Raw genomic sequence first — 15,798 nt, 5'->3', positions numbered from 1 at the left:
CCGCCTCGCCCTGCAGGAAAATCCGCGCCGGCGATCCCAGCGCCGCCGCCGCCATCGCGGTCTCGAGCGCGCCATAGAGCCGCTGCCCGTCGGTGCCCGCGACGATGATGTTCAGCCCCGGCATGTCGGGCACCCCGGGTCCTTGGCGACCCCGACCTCGCGCCAGCGCCGGTCGAGCATGTCGACGATCGCAAGCCGCCCCGAAAGCTTCGACCCCCAACCGGTCAGCGCGCGCACCGCTTCGAGCGCCGCCATCGTCCCGATCATGCCCGCGAGTGCGCCCATCACCCCGGTCTCGGCGCAATTGATCCCCTCGCGGTCGGGATCGGCACCGACGAGGCACTGGTAACAGGGCGCATCCGCGCGCCACCCTTCGTACAGCGCGACCTGCCCCTCGAACGCCCCGATCGCCGCCGACAGCAGCGGCACGTGCAGCGCCACCGCCGCGCGGTTGACCGCGAGCCGCGTATCGAAATTGTCGCAGCCGTCGAGGATCAGGCTCGCCCCCGCCAGCAGCGCTTCGGCATTGGCGTCGTCGAGCCGCTGCACCGCCGGGACCGCCTCGACATGCGGATTGATCCGCCGCGCCGCCGCCGCGGCAACCTCGGCCTTCGATGCCCCGATATCTTCGTCGGTAAACAGCGGCTGGCGCTGCAGGTTCGACAGCTCGACATGGTCATGGTCGATGATCGTGAGCTTCCCGACCCCTGCTGCGGCCAGATAGGTGATCGCCGGACAGCCGATCCCCCCCGCGCCGATCACCGCGACATGGCTCGCCTTCAGCTTCGCCTGTCCCGCCCCGCCGAACGCGGGCAGGATGATCTGGCGGGCATAGCGGTCGAGTTCGGCGCCGGAGAGCAATTACTCCCCCGACCGCCGCATCATGACTCCCGACAGCGATCCGACATTGTCGGGGACATTGTCGTCGATCGGCTCTTCCTCGGTTTCGGCGCCTGCGCTCGCCACCCCGGTCGATCCGAAGCCGCCCGCACCGCGCGCGGTCTCGTCCAATGTCTCGACCTCGGCAAAGCTCGCGCGCTGCACCGGCGCCGGCACCAGCTGCGCGATGCGGTCGCCGCGCTTGATCTCGAACGGCTCGTCGCCAAGGTTGGCGAGGATCACCTTCACCTCGCCGCGATAATCGCTGTCGATCGTCCCCGGCGTGTTGAGGCAGGTGATGCCATGCTTGAGCGCCAGCCCCGATCGCGGGCGCACCTGCACCTCATAGCCGGCGGGGATCGCCACCGCGAAGCCCGTCGCGACCGCGTGGCGCGTGCCCGGGCGGATCGTCAGCGATTCGGCCGCGACGACGTCCATCCCCGCCGCGCCGTCCGACGCATAGGCGGGCAACGGCAGCCCGCCGCCATTGGGCAGGCGCTGGATCTGGATTTCGATCGGATTTGCCAGATTATTTTGAGGGGATACGCGCATCGAGCTCATCGGCGATCTTTTCCATCAATTTGCGGGCGACGGCCTGTTTGGGAAGTCGGTCCCAGCTGTCTACGCCCGATTTGCTAACGATATGCACCCGATTCGTCTCGCCCCCCATCGGGTCGGCGGCGACGTCATTGGCGACGATCCAGTCGCATCCCTTGCGCGCGAGCTTGGCCTCGGCATGCGCGAGCACATCGTTGGTCTCGGCGGCGAAACCGACGAGCAAGGGCGGGCGCTGCGCGCTCTTTGCGACGTGCGCGAGGATGTCGGGATTTTCGGCGAGCGCGAGCGGCGGGACCTGCCCGCTGCCGTCCTTCTTGATCTTCTGCGCCGACGTATCGGCGGCACGCCAGTCGGCGACCGCGGCGACCATGATTGCCGCGTCGACGGGCAGCCCGGCTTCGACCTCGGCCGCCATCTCGCGCGCGGTCTCGACATCGACGCGGATCACGCCGGGCGGGGTCGGCAGCGGCACCGGGCCGGCGATCAGCAGCACCTCGGCGCCCGCTTCGGCGGCGGCGGCGGCGATCGCAAAGCCCTGCTTCCCGCTCGAGCGGTTGGCGATATAGCGCACCGGGTCGATCGGCTCATGCGTCGGCCCCGCGGTGATCAGGATGCGGCGCCCGTGCAGCGGGCGATGCTGGGCGGGCGCGAAATCGGGCTGCCCGGTCAGCGGCAGCACTGCGGGCGCATTGGCCAGCGCCGTCTCGATCGCGGCGAAGATCGCCGGCGGTTCGGGCAGCCGCCCCGGCCCATATTCGCCGCACGCCATCGCGCCCTCGTCGGGCTCCATCACCGTGACGCCGTCGCCGCGCAGCGTCGCGACATTGCGCCGCGTCGCGGCGTGCAGCCACATGCGCACGTTCATCGCGGGTGCCGCCAGCACCGGCTTGTCGGTCGCGAGCAGCAGTGTGGTGGCGAGGTCGTCGGCGATCCCGGCCGCCATCTTCGCCATCAAATCGGCGGTCGCGGGCGCGACGACGACCAGGTCGGCCTCGCGGCTCAACTGGATATGCCCCATCTCGATCTCGTCTTTCAGGTCGAACAGGCCGGTATAGACCTGATTCTCGCTCAAGGCCGCGAGCGTCAGCGGCGTCACGAACTGCTCGCCCGCGCGCGTGATGACGCAGCGCACGACATAGCCCGCCTTGCGCAGCAGCCGGACAAGCTCGATGCTCTTGTACGCGGCGATGCCGCCGCCGATGATCAGCAGGATACGTTTTGCTGCCATCGTCAAACCCCCGTCACCAGCACGTCGAGCGCGCCGACGATGGTCAGGCTGTCGTCATCCAGATTCATCATCACCTCGCCAAGCTGGCTGACCGCAAGGGTGGCGGCAAATTGCGTGTACATGACATAATCCGTTCCTTCGATGGTGAAGAGAGGGTTGAGCCGCCGGGCCACCACTTCAAATTCATCCGCAGGAAGGAGCGGTACGACCAGTCGGGTGTTCAGGTGCCGCAGCAGATTCGACTGACAATCGATGACCAGCGCTCCTTCCGACGTGCGCCGGACGTCGAACTGCGCCATCAGAACAGCCGGTATCTTGCGAGCGGCAGCCCATGTTTGCGCACATATTCGTTCGATGCCTCGATTGCCGCGCGATTCTCTTCCTGCCACGCCTTTTCGCGTGCCTTCTTGACCTCTGCAGCAAGGCCCGCCTGGCATGCTTCGCTGACGTTGATGCCCAGCCGCTTGGCTTCGTCGACCAGCGGGGCGCTCAGTGAAACATTGGTGGGCTTCTTCGGCGGCTTCTTCGGCTCATCGAATCGCGCGGGACGGTTCATCGCCATTCTCCTTGTGCATAAGATATGCACATAGCCGGTGTCGATCAACTGCTGGCGGTGGCGTCGCCAAATCGGCCACTACGATTCAATTTCCCGTGCTGCCGCCACCCTGCGAACGCCCCGGTCGCCCCGGTCCACGCCAGCGTAGCCACCGGCGCCAAGGGCCCCTCGACGATGTCGAAGCGCGGTTCTCCGTCGAAGAAGATCAGGAGGCCACAAGCCAGGCCGACGGCCGTTCCGACAATGATCCAGAGCGACTGCGACGCGAAGCGGCGGTCGTATCGTGCCCCGAGCAACAGCAGGGCGGCGGACATCGATGCAACCGGCCATAATATGGTGATGGCGATCATCAAGGCGATGGGCAGCGTGAGGACCAGCGGCAGCCACAAGAACAGGAAACTCTCGACGATCGCGCCGATATCGAAAGGAGGCATGCCGCTCTCGCCTGACCAGATGATCGTCACGAGTAGCGCGAGCCCGAAAAGGCCCGTTTCGATCGCCGCCATCAGCGTGCAACCGGCCAGCTGCGCGATCGCCGATCGGCGCGCGAAGGTCAGGAGGCGATCCACGTCATCGCGGCAACCCCCGCCGCCGCGCCAACCAGCGCCGTCAGCGCATAACGCCACCATACGCGCTTCTCGCCCTTTTCCCACATCAGCGGGATCTCGGGCAGCGGCGGCGCGGGCGGCGCGGCGCCCTTGCGCGGCAGTTGCTCGTCGAGCCGGCGGATGATGTCGGGGATCAGCGCCAGCGTCTTGCCCTGCTGGCGCAGCCCATCGGCGAGCGCGGCCTCGGGGCCCAGCTCGTCGCGGATCCATTCGCTGACGAACGGCCCCGACACGTCCCACATGTTGATCTTGGGGTTCAGCATCGTCGCGACGCCTTCGACCATCACCATCGTCTTTTGCAGCAGCAGCAGGTGCGGCTGGGTCTGCATGTCGAAATCGCGCGTGATCGCGAACAGCCCGTCGAGCATCTGCCCGACGCTGAGCTCGCTCACCGGCTTGCCGCGCATCGGCTCGCCGACCGCGCGCAGCGCCGTCGCGAATTCCTCGACATTATGATAATCGGGGACGTACTGCGCCTCGAAATGGATCTCGGCGACGCGGCGGTAATTGCCCGTCGTCAGCCCATAGAGGATCTCGGCGAGCCAATAGCGCGCCTGCCGGTTGATCCGCCCCATGATGCCGAAATCGACCGCGGCGATCGTGCCGTCGGCCTTCACGAACAAATTGCCTTGGTGCATGTCGGCGTGGAAGAAACCTTCGGCGATCGCCTGGCGCAGGAAGGCGTTGACGAGGTTCGCCGACAGCGCCTCCATGTCGTGCCCCGCGGCGATCAGCGCGTCGCGGCGCGAAATCTTGATGCCGTCGATCCAGTCGAGCGTCATCACGCGGCTGGCAGTGCGATCCCAGTCGATCGCGGGCACTTCATAGGTCGGCACGCCCGACATCGCCTCGGCGAGTTCGGATGCGGAGGCCGCCTCGCGCCGCAGGTCGAGCTCGCGCAGCGTCCAGCGGCGGAAATTGGCGATCACCTCGCGCGGGCGCAGCCGCTTCGCCTCGCCGCCAAAGGCCTCGAGATGCGCGGCGGCCCATTCATAGGTGTCGATGTCGCGCGCGAACTGCTTGTCGATGCCGGGGCGGCGCACCTTGACCGCGACCGTTCGCCCGTCGGTCGTCACCGCGCGGTGCACCTGCGCGATCGACGCCGATCCGACCGGAACCGGGTCGAATTCGCTGTACAGCGTCTCGAGCGGTACCTCGAAGGTGAACTCGATTTCCTGTTTGATGCGCTCGAACGGCACCGGCGCCAGCGCGTCCTGCAGCGTCAGCAGGTTGCGCGCGGCTTCCTCGCCGACCAGGTCGGGGCGCGTCGCGAGCGTCTGGCCGAGTTTCACCGCCGCCGGGCCGATCGCCTGGAAGGCCGCAGCATAATCGGGTACCGCCGGCTGCGACGTCCCGAAACGCGCGATGCGGCACAGGCGCTTGATCCCGGGCGGCGTTTGCGGCGCGGTCTCGATGCCGCGCAGCGCCCCGTGGCGCGCGAGGATGCGGCCCCATTTCAGCAGGCGAACAATATGCGTGGCGGGACGGGTCAAGCTTTCCACCCGCTGTGGATCGCGACGAGGCCGCCCATGATCGGCTCGACCTTCACCGATGTGAAGCCCGCCTCGCGGATCATCTGCGCAAAGGCGGGCATCGGCGGGAAACGGCGGATCGATTCGATCAGGTAGCGATAGCTGTCCTCGTCGTCGGCGATCAGCTTGCCGAGCTTGGGGACGAGGTGGTGCGAGTAAGCGTCATAGGCTTGCGCGAAGCCCGGCCATTCGTTGGTCGAAAATTCTAGGCAGAAGAACCGCCCGCCAAAGCGCAGCACGCGATGTGCTTCCTTCAGCGCCGCCGGAATGTCGGTGACGTTGCGGATGCCGAACGCGATCGTATAGGCGTCGAAAAACTGGTCGGGGAAGCTCAGCTTCTCGGCATTTTGCTCGGACCACACCAGCGTGTCGATGCCGCGCTCGGCGGCACGCTCGACGCCGACGCCCAGCATGTCGGGGTTGATGTCGGCGACGGTGATGCTCGCGCCCGCCCTTTCCATGCGAAACGCGATGTCGCCGGTGCCGCCCGCCATGTCGAGGATCGCCTCGCCTTCGCGCGGCTTCACGCGGCGCACGAAACGGTCTTTCCACAATCGGTGCATGCCGCCCGACATCGCGTCGTTCATGATGTCATATTTGCGCGCGACGCGGCTGAACACCTCCCCGACCTTCGCGGTCTTTTCGCCCGCGGGGACCTGCTCATAGCCGAAGCTGACGGTATCGGGAGTGGCCATGATGGATGCGCCTTTGCGGGGAGAAACGAAGTCGCACCGGCCTTTAGCGGGGCCTTGCCGCCCGCGCAAATGGCGCGTAGCCCGAATGACGACATGCCTGAGCTTCCCGAAGTCGAAACCACCGTCCGCGGCCTCGCGCCCTTCCTCGAAGGGCAGCGCCTGTCGTCGGTCATCACCTTCCGCCCCGACCTGCGCCGGGCCTTTCCCGCCGATCTCGCGCAGCGGCTGACCGGCGCCACCGTGACGGGCCTGTCGCGCCGCGCCAAATATGGCATCGTCTCGACCGACCGCGACGATCATATGATCTTCCACCTCGGCATGTCGGGCCGCTGGCGGACCGAGGGCGGCGAGGCGGGCAAGCACGACCATCTGCTGCTCGAAACCGGCGCCGGGCATCGCCTCTTCCTTCACGACCCGCGCCGCTTCGGCTCGGTCGATCTCGTCGCGGGCGATCCGCTGACCGCGTTTCCGGCTTTCGTGACGCTCGGCCCCGAGCCGCTGTCGGACGTCTTCGACGCGGCCTATCTGGCGAAGGCGCTTGCCGGCCGCCGCGCACCGATCAAGGCGATGCTGCTCGACCAGACGATCGTCGCGGGGCTCGGCAACATCTATGTGTGCGAGGCGCTCAACATGGCGCGCATCCACCCGGCAAAGCCTGCGGCCGACGTGTCGAAGGCAAAGCTCGCCTTGCTCGTCCCCGCGATCAAGGACGTGCTCACCGCCGCGATCGCCGCGGGTGGTTCGACCTTGCGCGACTTTTTGAGTCCCGAGGGCGACCTCGGCTATTTCGCCAAGGACTGGCGCGTCTATGGCCGCGAGGGCGAAACCTGCGAATGCGGCGGCACGATCGCGCGGATCGTCCAGTCGGGCCGCTCGACCTTCTTCTGCCCCAAATGCCAGCGTTGATGCGGAATTTCTCCCGCAAACCCATTGACCAAAGCGGCCTTGCTGGCTATGGGCGCACCCTTCGAGCAGGGTCCGGTATTCCGGAACCGGCTGTATCCGGACATTGATTCGCACGTTTCGCGCGATTCGGCTGCTCCGGTGACGCTGTGCTCCGACCGACTTAGACCGTTTGAAAACCGAGGAATTTATGGCCAATACGCCCCAGGCAAAAAAGCGCATCCGCCGCAACACCGCGCGCACCATCGTGAACAAGAATCGCGTTTCGCGCATTCGCACCTTGGTCAAGAAGGTCGAGAACGCCGTCGCCGCCGGTGACAAGGATGCCGCCGCTGCCGCGCTGAAGGCTGCACAGCCCGAAATGGCCCGCGGCGTCGCCAAGGGCGTGCTCCACAAGAACACCGTCGCGCGCAAATATTCGCGCCTGACCAAGAGCGTCAACGCGATCGCGTAATCGCGGCGCGATTCGGCCTCGCGGTCGATCGACACTCAAAAAGGACCCGCCGGCGCCTCGCCCGCGGGTCCTTTTTTGTGCCCGTTTCGGGACATGGCTTTGCGACCGCTTTTGTGACAGCGGCGTGGCAATAGTGTTGCAGCGCGGTAAGTGGCGGATTTACCGCGATTCGTTGTTTGCTGACATGCGTGTCATAAATAAAACACTGAAAAACATAAGGAAATCCGTCGTTTTACGCGAATCCGGCCCCCTGAATGAGTCAAGATTTTTATTTCAGTATTTTTACATGGGCGGCCCTTGATCGACTCGCTCGCCCTTGCCTAGACAGGGGGTGTCATCGGCCTTCGCCGCTGGCCGCCACATCACATGATTCGCCGTCCTTCGCTGCTTGCGCGGAACGGGAAACTGCGCCCTGCGAACGGGGCGCGGGCGGGTGCTGCGCGGCCGGGGCGATGCCGGGGGGCGAACCGATGACCGAGCAAGGTGGGGGACAGGCGTGATTTCAGACGGGGAGAGCTATGGCCAGCGTGGCGGACAGACGGCGATGAGCGGCGATGCCGTGACGCTGTGGCCGCGCGTGGCCGAAGGGCTCCGCCGCGATCTCGGCGCGCGCACCTTCGACCATTGGTTGAAGCCCGTGCGCTTCGCCGATTATTGCAGCCTGTCGGGCGTCGTCACGCTCGAGGCCGCGAGCCGCTTTTCGGCGAACTGGATCAACGAACGTTTCGGCGACCGGCTCGAGCTCGCGTGGCGCCAGCATCTGCCCGCGGTGCGCAGCGTTACCGTGCGCGGCGCGAGCGCGGGCGCCGAGCGCGCCGCGATCCTCGCCCAGCCGCCGCTGCCGACCTTCGTCCCCGCACCTGCGCCCGCCGCCAACCCGGCGCTGCTCGGCTTCGACCCGCGCCAGTCGTTCGAGCGCTTCGTCGTCGCGCGCTCGAACATCCTCGCCGCCAACGCCGCGCGCCGCATGGCGATGGTCGAAACCCCGCAGTTCAACCCGCTCTACCTCTGCTCGGGCACCGGCCAGGGCAAGACGCACCTGCTCCAGGCGATCGCGCAGGATTATGCCGCGGCGCATCCGACCGCGAACATCATCCTGATGTCGGCCGAGAAATTCATGCTCGAATTCGTCGGCGCGATGCGCGGCGGCGACATGATGGCGTTCAAGGCGCGGCTGCGCGCCGCCGACCTGCTGCTGCTCGACGACCTCCAGTTCGTGATCGGCAAGAATTCGACGCAGGAGGAACTGCTCCACACGATCGACGACCTGATGACCGCGGGCAAGCGCCTCGTCGTCACCGCCGACCGTCCGCCGGCGATGCTCGACGGGGTCGAGGCGCGGCTCTTGTCGCGGCTGTCGGGCGGGCTCGTCGCCGATATCGAGGCGCCCGAGGACGATCTGCGCGATCGCATCATCCGCCAGCGGCTCGCCGCGATGCCGATGGTCGAGGTGCCCGACGACGTCGTCGCCTATCTGGTCAAGCATTTCACCCGCAACATCCGCGAGCTCGAAGGCGCGCTCAACAAATTGCTCGCCTATGCCGCGCTCACCGGCGCCCGCCTCGACCTCGCGCTCGCCGAGGACCGGCTGGCGGAGAATGTCCGCAGCGCGCGCCCGCGCATCACGATCGACGAAATCCAGCGCGCGGTCTGCGCGCATTACAAGCTCGACAAGAGCGAGATGGCGTCGAAGCGCCGCGTCCGTGCGATCGCGCGCCCGCGCCAGGTCGCGATGTATCTGGCGAAGGAACTGACGCCGCGCTCCTACCCCGAGATTGGCCGCCGCTTCGGCGGGCGCGACCATTCGACGGTGATCCACGCGGTCCGCACGGTCGAGGCGCTGCGCGTCAGCGACAGCGAACTCGACGCCGAAATCGCCGCGATCCGCCGCAGCCTCAACAGCTGATCCACAGGCTTATCCCGGCCTTATCCACCGGTTCGTCCACAAACAAAAAGGCCCGCCGTCCGGATGGAAGGCGGGCCTTTTGCTTGGCCGATGGCTTCGCGCGTCAGCCCTTTTCGGGCGGCGCCACGGTGATCCGCACCTTCTCGCCCGAATTGCCGGGAAAGCCGGTGAACATCGCCTCGACCAGGTTCGGCACGATCGTCTGGAGATTGTTGTCGCGCGACTGCGCCTCGGCGCGGCCCTCGAACAGGCGGTAGCCGTCCGACGCGCGGCTGATCTGCAGGTCGAGCCCGCTGGTATAGACCGTGAAGCTCTCGACGTCGTTATAGCCGCCGAAACCGCCGCCCCACAGGAAGGGGTCGCGCCAGCCATAGACATAGCGGCGTCCGCCGCGCCCGGCGACGATCACCGGCGGGCCATAGAAGCCGCGGCCGTAATAGCCGCCGTACCAGGGGTCACCAAAGCCGGTGCTGCGCACGCGCTCGCGGCCCTTGTCGACGTCATAGGCGAAGCGCACGACCATGTCGGCGCGCTCGCCCGGCGCCGCGGGGCGATAACCGAAGCGCGTCAGCTCGCCCGCGACCAGGCCGGCGTACTGCCCGAACTCGATGCCGCCGGCGAGCCGCGGATCGGCCGCCTCGACGGTGAAGCTCTGCCCCTGCGGCGCGGGCAGCTGCGTCTGGAAGCGCGCGACATCGGCCTTGAAGGGGGTCGCGCAGCCGGCGATCGCCAGCGTCGCGGCGGTCAGCGCGGCAAGGCTCAGGCGGCGGATATGGGTCTTGTTCATCATCGTCTTCGCTCCATGAGTCGGCGCGCACGCACGCCGCTCTTTATAGCATGACTATTCCGATGCGACTTAACCTTGGTTGAACTCGCTTCATCGCAACCGGTTCCGCCCCATGATATGGGGCGGCAGGCCGCGAAAACAAGAATTTTTACTGCGCCGTCAGACGCTTCGCGCCGCGTCGGCGCGCGGCGTCAGCGGCACAGCCCCAGCGCGGCATAGGCCGCGTCGAGCGTCGGCTGCGCCAGCACGCGCGCGCGTTCGGCGCCCGCCGCGAGCGCTGCGTCGATCGCCGCCGTATCGGCCTTGAGCGCATTGAGCCGCGTCGCGATCGGGGTCAGCGTCTCGACCAGCAGCTCGCCGAGCGCGGGCTTGAACGCGCCAAAGCCCTGTCCGCCGAAACGCGCGAGCACCGCATCGACGCTCTCGTCGGCCATGGCCGCGTATATCGATACGAGGTTCTTCGCCTCGGCGCGCCCGTCGAGGCCTGCGGCCTCCGACGGCAGCGGCTCGGCGTCGGTCTTCGCCTTGCGGATCTTCGCCATGATCGTGTCGGCATCGTCGACCAGATTGATCCGGCTCGCGTCGCTCGGGTCCGACTTCGACATTTTCGCCGATCCGTCGCGCAGGCTCATGATCCGCGCCGCGGCGGGCGGGATCGTCGGCTCGGGCAGGGTGAAGGTCTCGGTCCCGGTGTCGAGGTTGAACTTGGTCGCGATGTCGCGCGCCAGTTCCAGATGCTGCTTCTGGTCGTCGCCGACGGGGACGTGCGTCGTCTGGTACAGCAACACGTCGGCGGCCTGCAGCACCGGATAGGCATAAAGCCCGACGCTCGCGCCCTCGCGGTTCTTGCCCGATTTTTCCTTGAACTGCGTCATGCGGTTCAGCCAGCCGATGCGCGCGGTGCAGAACAGCAGCCAGGCGAGCTCGGCATGCGCGGGCACGCGCGCCTGGTTGAACAATATGGCCTTGTCGGGGTCGATCCCCGCCGCGATCAGCGCCGCCGCCATTTCGCGGGTGTTCGCGGTCAGCTGGGCGGGGTCGTTATAGACGGTGATCGCGTGCAGGTCGGCGAGGAAATAGAGCTTCTCGCCCTCCATCTCGTCCTGCATGCGCACCCAGTTGCGGATCGCGCCCAGATAATTGCCCAGGTGCAAATTTCCGGTGGGCTGGATGCCCGACAAGGTCCGCATGATCTATTCCTCTGTTGGTACCGGTTTGGCGCGCCGCCGCGTCAGCATGGCGATCAGATCCTTGTCAAGCGCGCCGACAAGGAAGGCGGCGGCGAAAAACACGATCCCGCCCGCGGCACAGAGCGCGCCGAGCGACAATATCCTCTCGATCACCGACCCGGCATAATAGGGTGTCATCTGCGGCATCAGCCACCACAGCACCGCCGCCATCGCCGCAACCGCGGCGATCTGGCGCAGGATACGGCCGCCCAGCTTGGCGGTGAAATGGAACCAGCCGCGCCGGTGCAGGATGATGTAGAGCAAAAGGCAGTTGATCGAGGCCGACACCGCCGTCGCCCCGGCCAGCCCGACGATGCCATAGCGCTCGACGACATAGAGGTTGATGCCGATATTGACGATCAGCGACGCGAGCGCGGTCCACACCGGCGTGCGCGTGTCCTCGCGCGCGAAAAAGCCGGGGTTCAATATCTTGACGATGACATAGGCGGGCAGGCCCGCAACCAGCGCGACGACGATATGCGCCATCAGCGCCCCGTCGGCGGCGGTGAACTTGCCCCCGACGAAAAATGCGGCGGTAAAGGCGGGGGCGCAGATCGCCAGCGCTGCCGCGGCGGGCAGCGTCAGCAGCGTGGCGATCTCGAACGCATTGCTCTGCAGCCTCTGCGCCTCTGCGCCGTCGTCCGAATGGATATGGCGTGCCAGCATCGGCAGGATCGCGGTGCCGAGCGCGATGCCGACGATGCCCAGCGGCAACTGGTTGAGCCGGTCGGCGAGCTTGAGCAGCGTCAGCGACCCCTGCGGCAGGCTGGTCGCGAAGAAGGTGTCGACGAACTGGCTGATCTGGTAGATGCCGGCGCCGAAAGTCGCGGGCAGGATCAGCATACCCAGCTTCTTCACCTCGGGGGTGAATTTGGGCAGGCGGATGTGCAGCTTCAGCCCGGCCTTGCGCACCGACCACCACAGATAGGCGAGCTGGACGACCCCGGCTGCCGCGACCGAGATCGCCAGCGCCAGCGCGACGATGCGGTCGTCGCCGCCCGGACCGCGCATCTCGGCCCCGATCAATATGCCCGCGATCAGCACGATATTGAGCAGCACCGGCGCCGCCGCGCCCGGCGCAAAGCGCGATCGTGCGTTGAGCAGCCCCGACAGCATCGCGACGAGGCTGATCAGCCCCAGATAGGGAAAGGTGATGCGGCTCAGGAACACCGCGAGTTCGAACTTGCCGGGCACCGTCTGATATTCGCGCGCCAGGACCCACACGATCCCGGGCATCGCGATCATCGCGATGGCGGAAAAGACGAGCAGCACCCACAGGAAGACCGCGAGTACATCGTCGGCGAATTTCGCGGCGGCTTCCTCGCCGCCCTCACCATGCAGCGCGCGGCTGTACATCGGCACGAAGGCGACCGAAAAGGCGCCCTCGGCGAACAGCCTGCGAAAGGTGTTGGGCAGGGTGAAGGCGAGCTGGAACGCGTCGGCCGCCAGCCCCGCGCCGAGCACACGGGCGAGCAGCATGTCGCGCGCGAAGCCAAACAACCGGCTGACCATCGTCAGCCCGCCGATCGTCCCGACGCTCTTGACCAGGCTGCTCACCCCGTCAGCCCGCCCCCATTATGAAGCTTACGCCTGGCCGACCGGCGCGATGTCGCCCGCCTGTTCGGCGGCGATCTGCTGTGCCTGCTGCTGGAACAGGCCGTGGAAATCGATCGGCTCGAGCAGCAGCGGCGGGAAGCCGCCGTCGCGCACGACGTCGGCGACGATGCGGCGCGCGAAGGGGAACAGGATGCGCGGCGCTTCGGCGAGGAAGAAGGGCTGCAGCTGGTCGTCGGGCACGTTGCGCACGCCGAACAGGCCGGCATATTTCAGTTCGACGACGAAACCGACCAGCTCGGCATTTTTCGACGTGATGTCGATCTTCAGCGACACTTCGAACAGGCCGTCACCGACATTGTCGGCGCCGATGTTGAACTGGACGTCGACCTGCGGCGCGTCCTGCACCTGATAGATCGCCGGGGCGTTCGGGTTTTCGAACGACAGGTCCTTCACATATTGCGAGATCAGCCCGATCGCCGGGCTATTGTCTTCGCCGTTCGACAGCGTTTCGGGGGTGAATGCGGGCGTCGTTTCGTCGGCCATGTCGGTCTTGCTTTCCCTGTAGTTCCAATGCGTCTCCGGCGCCGCGCAGATCGGGTGATCCGGCGGCGCAGGCGGTTGCCGCGGCGCTTAGCAGTGGCGGACCGCCAGCACAATGGGCGCGCAATGGCCGCGCCGCGCAACCGGATGAACGCTGTTTGGTTGGGCGAACGTTGACCTCGCGCACCGCTCCGGCCATGGAGATTTGAAACATGGCCGCCGATGGCCTATGTATCGCTGCGACTTTTTCTAAGACCCATATTGGACTTCAGCCCGTGACAGCCATTTCGATCGTCCTGCTCGCCATGATTGCCGCCTTTCTCGGCATGCGGCTCTATTCGGTGCTCGGCAAACGCACGGGCCACGAACAGGAACCCGTGCTGCCGCGCCGCGACGAGCGCACGGCGCCCGCGCCGGTCCGGCTCGACGACAGCGACGCCGCGCCGTCGGCGCAGGGCAGCGCCGCCGATCCCTCGGGGCTGGTCTACGAACCCGCCGCCGAATCGGGGCTGCGCGCGCTGCTCGCGACCGATCGCAGCTTCGACGCCGGCCGCTTCATGGAGGGCGCCGAGGCTGCCTATCGCATGATCCTCGAGGCCTTTTGGGCCGGCGACCGCGACACGCTGCGCGACCTGTGCGACCAGGACAGCTACGAAGCCTTTGTCGAAGCGATCGCAGCACGCGAGGCACGCGGCGAACGGCTCGACAACCGCCTGATCCGCATCGATTCGGCCAAGATCACCGCGGTCGAACTCGCCGGCGGCGAGGCGCGCGTCACCGTCCGCTACCGCGCCGACATCAGCGCGGTGACCCGCGATGCCGATGGCGTCGTGATTGCCGGTTCGATGGTCGACGCCCGCGAGACCGACGATATCTGGACCTTCCGCCGCGCGATCGGCAGCAACGATCCCAACTGGTTGCTCGACGAAGCCGAAACCGCCTGATCCCGATGCCGCGCCCCGCCGTTTCCGTCCGGGCGCTGGGATTCGCCCTCCTCGCGGCGCTGCCTGCCCTGTCGGCCTGCTCGTCGGTGATCCCCGACACCGGCGGTCGCGTCGAAACCGCGCCGCGCCCGGTTCCGGCGCCCGCACCCACGCCGACGCCGACTCCCGCGCCGACCGGCGCGACGCGTCCCTATGTCCCGCGCCCGTCCGAAAGCGGCAGTGTCGCGGCCAAGCCGATTCCCGCGACGCCGCGCGCGACGCTCGCCGCCCCGGCGGTCCCCGCAAGCGCGACGACCGCCGCCGAAGCCGGGGTCGTCGCGGGTCCCGAATTCGCCGATCTCGGCGTGACGGCGTCGCAGGCGAGCGCCGCGCTCGCCGCCTTCCGCATCAGCTGCCCCTCGGTCACGCGCCGCGTCGATGCCAGCGGGCTGACCCAGAACGCCGACTGGACCGACAGTTGCAACGCCGCGAAAACCTGGCGCGACGGCGACGCGGCGGCCTTTTTCACCCGCTATTTCGGCACGGTGCAGGTCGGCGCGGGGACCGCCTTCGTCACCGGCTATTATGAACCCGAAATCGCCGGATCGCGCACCAAACGCGCGGGCTACGACGTCCCCGTCTATCGCCGCCCCGCCGATCTCGTCGATGTCGACCTCGGCCAGTTCTCCGACGATTTGAAGGGCAAGAAACTTCGCGGCCGCGTCGATGGCAGCAACCTCGTGCGCTATTACGACCGCACCGCGATCGAGCGCGGTGCGCTCGAAGGGCGCGGGCTGGAAATCGCCTGGGCCGCCGACGCCGCCGAATTTTTCTTCCTCCAGATCCAGGGCTCGGGCCGCCTGCGCCTGCCCGACGGCGAAATCATGCGCATCGGCTATGATACGCAGAACGGCCGCGACTATGTCGGCATCGGCAAATTGCTCGCCGACCGCGGCGAGCTCAAGCCCGGCCAGACCTCGATGCAGGGAATCCTCGACTATCTCCGCGCCGACCCCACCCGCGGCGCGGCTGTGATGAACGAGAATCCCAGCTGGGTCTTTTTCCGCGAACTCACCGGTCCGGGTCCGCTCGGTGCGCTCGGTGTGCCGGTGACGGGCCGCGCCAGCGTCGCCGCCGATCCCAAATATACCCCGCTCGGCGCCCCCGTCTTCCTCTCGCTCGACCGCGCCGAACCCAATGGGCTGTGGATCGCACAGGACACCGGCGGCGCGATCCGCGGCGCCAACCGCTTCGACAGCTTCTGGGGCGCGGGCAATGATGCGCGCGCGATCGCCGGCGGCATGGCCGGGCGCGGCTCGGCGCTGATCCTCCTGCCGCGCACCAGCATCGCGCGCCTCATCCGGCGCTGACCATGGCGCGCCGGCTCGCCCCCGACGAGTCGGCGCTCTGGAAAAAGGTCGCGGCGACGGTCACCCCGATCGT

The 15,798-nt window shown here is 67.2% G+C and carries 16 protein-coding genes and 1 pseudogene; 5 read left to right on the top strand and 12 right to left on the bottom strand.

Annotation, left to right across the window (positions count from 1 at the left end):
• Positions 1-111: 111 nt before the first annotated feature.
• From B1A78_RS15380 to B1A78_RS15345, 8 genes and pseudogenes are all read right to left on the bottom strand, one after another.
• Entirely contained in the window at positions 112-861 is a 750-nt protein-coding gene (locus B1A78_RS15380; RefSeq protein WP_077147802.1) for a molybdopterin-synthase adenylyltransferase MoeB, read from the bottom strand.
• A gap of 105 nt (positions 862-966) precedes the next feature.
• A pseudogene (gene dut, locus B1A78_RS15375) lies at positions 967-1,431 on the bottom strand (dUTP diphosphatase); the annotation flags it as partial.
• The gene (gene coaBC, locus B1A78_RS15370) at positions 1,409-2,665 is read right to left on the bottom strand and encodes a bifunctional phosphopantothenoylcysteine decarboxylase/phosphopantothenate--cysteine ligase CoaBC (RefSeq protein ID WP_077147801.1); all 1,257 of its coding nucleotides are present in this window, start codon (positions 2,663-2,665) and stop codon (positions 1,409-1,411) included. The gene coaBC and the pseudogene dut, both read right to left, overlap by 23 nt.
• Before the next feature lie 2 nt (positions 2,666-2,667).
• Positions 2,668-2,964 carry a CcdB family protein gene (locus B1A78_RS15365; RefSeq protein ID WP_077147800.1) on the bottom strand — a complete coding sequence of 99 codons (297 nt, stop codon included), beginning with the start codon at positions 2,962-2,964 and terminating at the stop codon, positions 2,668-2,670.
• A complete protein-coding gene (locus tag B1A78_RS15360; protein WP_077147807.1) occupies positions 2,964-3,221 on the bottom strand; it encodes a type II toxin-antitoxin system CcdA family antitoxin in 258 nt (85 codons plus the stop codon). The genes B1A78_RS15365 and B1A78_RS15360 overlap by 1 nt, the downstream gene beginning before the upstream one ends.
• Before the next feature lie 44 nt (positions 3,222-3,265).
• Positions 3,266-3,790 carry a hypothetical protein gene (locus B1A78_RS15355; RefSeq protein WP_077147799.1) on the bottom strand — a complete coding sequence of 175 codons (525 nt, stop codon included), beginning with the start codon at positions 3,788-3,790 and terminating at the stop codon, positions 3,266-3,268.
• Positions 3,775-5,322 (bottom strand): 2-polyprenylphenol 6-hydroxylase, encoded by a 1,548-nt coding sequence (ubiB, locus tag B1A78_RS15350; protein ID WP_077147806.1) that lies wholly within the window; start codon positions 5,320-5,322, stop codon positions 3,775-3,777. The genes B1A78_RS15355 and ubiB overlap by 16 nt, the downstream gene beginning before the upstream one ends.
• Positions 5,319-6,056, bottom strand: a complete 738-nt coding sequence (locus B1A78_RS15345) for a class I SAM-dependent methyltransferase (protein ID WP_077147798.1) — start codon at positions 6,054-6,056, stop codon at positions 5,319-5,321. Before B1A78_RS15345 ends, ubiB begins: the two co-directional genes overlap by 4 nt.
• Before the next feature lie 93 nt (positions 6,057-6,149).
• Here B1A78_RS15345 and mutM point away from each other — a divergent pair, with 93 nt between their 5' ends.
• The 3 genes from mutM (at position 6,150) to dnaA (ending at position 9,319) form a co-directional block, all read left to right on the top strand.
• Positions 6,150-6,962, top strand: a complete 813-nt coding sequence (mutM, locus tag B1A78_RS15340) for a bifunctional DNA-formamidopyrimidine glycosylase/DNA-(apurinic or apyrimidinic site) lyase (RefSeq protein ID WP_077147805.1) — start codon at positions 6,150-6,152, stop codon at positions 6,960-6,962.
• 187 nt (positions 6,963-7,149) lie between these two features.
• The gene (gene rpsT, locus B1A78_RS15335; RefSeq protein ID WP_077147797.1) at positions 7,150-7,413 is read left to right on the top strand and encodes a 30S ribosomal protein S20; all 264 of its coding nucleotides are present in this window, start codon (positions 7,150-7,152) and stop codon (positions 7,411-7,413) included.
• Positions 7,414-7,957: 544 nt separating this feature from the next.
• Positions 7,958-9,319 carry a chromosomal replication initiator protein DnaA gene (gene dnaA / locus B1A78_RS15330; protein ID WP_083734214.1) on the top strand — a complete coding sequence of 454 codons (1,362 nt, stop codon included), beginning with the start codon at positions 7,958-7,960 and terminating at the stop codon, positions 9,317-9,319.
• A 103-nt stretch (positions 9,320-9,422) separates the two neighbouring features.
• On the opposite strand, the gene B1A78_RS15325 is transcribed toward dnaA, so the two are convergent.
• From B1A78_RS15325 to secB, 4 genes are all read right to left on the bottom strand, one after another.
• Positions 9,423-10,106, bottom strand: coding sequence for a DUF4136 domain-containing protein (locus tag B1A78_RS15325; RefSeq protein WP_077147796.1), 684 nt, complete (start codon positions 10,104-10,106; stop codon positions 9,423-9,425).
• 191 nt (positions 10,107-10,297) lie between these two features.
• Positions 10,298-11,296, bottom strand: coding sequence for a tryptophan--tRNA ligase (gene trpS, locus B1A78_RS15320; RefSeq protein WP_077147795.1), 999 nt, complete (start codon positions 11,294-11,296; stop codon positions 10,298-10,300).
• A 3-nt stretch (positions 11,297-11,299) separates the two neighbouring features.
• Positions 11,300-12,892, bottom strand: coding sequence for a murein biosynthesis integral membrane protein MurJ (gene murJ, locus B1A78_RS15315; protein WP_077147794.1), 1,593 nt, complete (start codon positions 12,890-12,892; stop codon positions 11,300-11,302).
• A 27-nt stretch (positions 12,893-12,919) separates the two neighbouring features.
• Positions 12,920-13,435, bottom strand: a complete 516-nt coding sequence (secB, locus tag B1A78_RS15310) for a protein-export chaperone SecB (RefSeq protein WP_077147793.1) — start codon at positions 13,433-13,435, stop codon at positions 12,920-12,922.
• A gap of 272 nt (positions 13,436-13,707) precedes the next feature.
• Between secB and B1A78_RS15305 the strand changes: the two genes are divergently transcribed.
• Together B1A78_RS15305 and B1A78_RS15300 are read left to right on the top strand one after the other, a co-directional pair.
• Positions 13,708-14,376 carry a Tim44/TimA family putative adaptor protein gene (locus tag B1A78_RS15305; protein WP_256838573.1) on the top strand — a complete coding sequence of 223 codons (669 nt, stop codon included), beginning with the start codon at positions 13,708-13,710 and terminating at the stop codon, positions 14,374-14,376.
• Between the two features lie 5 nt (positions 14,377-14,381).
• A complete protein-coding gene (locus B1A78_RS15300; protein WP_077147792.1) occupies positions 14,382-15,725 on the top strand; it encodes a murein transglycosylase A in 1,344 nt (447 codons plus the stop codon).
• Positions 15,726-15,798: the final 73 nt, after the last annotated feature.

It is taken from the genome of Sphingopyxis sp. KK2, from assembly GCF_001990265.1.
In the GTDB taxonomy this organism is placed as follows: domain Bacteria; phylum Pseudomonadota; class Alphaproteobacteria; order Sphingomonadales; family Sphingomonadaceae; genus Sphingopyxis.
Note: the sequence above shows the minus strand (reverse complement) of the source record. Positions and strands in the feature narration are given on the sequence as shown.

What these genes read in the sequence shown, in the direction of transcription:
- coaBC (WP_077147801.1), bottom strand. Translation starts at nt 2,665, where the DNA reads ATGGCAGCAAAACGTATCCTGCTGATCATCGGCGGCGGCATCGCCGCG.
- B1A78_RS15365 (WP_077147800.1), bottom strand. Translation starts at nt 2,964, where the DNA reads ATGGCGCAGTTCGACGTCCGGCGCACGTCGGAAGGAGCGCTGGTCATC.
- B1A78_RS15360 (WP_077147807.1), bottom strand. Translation starts at nt 3,221, where the DNA reads ATGAACCGTCCCGCGCGATTCGATGAGCCGAAGAAGCCGCCGAAGAAG.
- B1A78_RS15345 (WP_077147798.1), bottom strand. Translation starts at nt 6,056, where the DNA reads ATGGCCACTCCCGATACCGTCAGCTTCGGCTATGAGCAGGTCCCCGCG.
- mutM (WP_077147805.1), top strand. Translation starts at nt 6,150, where the DNA reads ATGCCTGAGCTTCCCGAAGTCGAAACCACCGTCCGCGGCCTCGCGCCC.
- rpsT (WP_077147797.1), top strand. Translation starts at nt 7,150, where the DNA reads ATGGCCAATACGCCCCAGGCAAAAAAGCGCATCCGCCGCAACACCGCG.
- dnaA (WP_083734214.1), top strand. Translation starts at nt 7,958, where the DNA reads ATGAGCGGCGATGCCGTGACGCTGTGGCCGCGCGTGGCCGAAGGGCTC.
- B1A78_RS15325 (WP_077147796.1), bottom strand. Translation starts at nt 10,106, where the DNA reads ATGAACAAGACCCATATCCGCCGCCTGAGCCTTGCCGCGCTGACCGCC.
- trpS (WP_077147795.1), bottom strand. Translation starts at nt 11,296, where the DNA reads ATGCGGACCTTGTCGGGCATCCAGCCCACCGGAAATTTGCACCTGGGC.
- secB (WP_077147793.1), bottom strand. Translation starts at nt 13,435, where the DNA reads ATGGCCGACGAAACGACGCCCGCATTCACCCCCGAAACGCTGTCGAAC.
- B1A78_RS15300 (WP_077147792.1), top strand. Translation starts at nt 14,382, where the DNA reads ATGCCGCGCCCCGCCGTTTCCGTCCGGGCGCTGGGATTCGCCCTCCTC.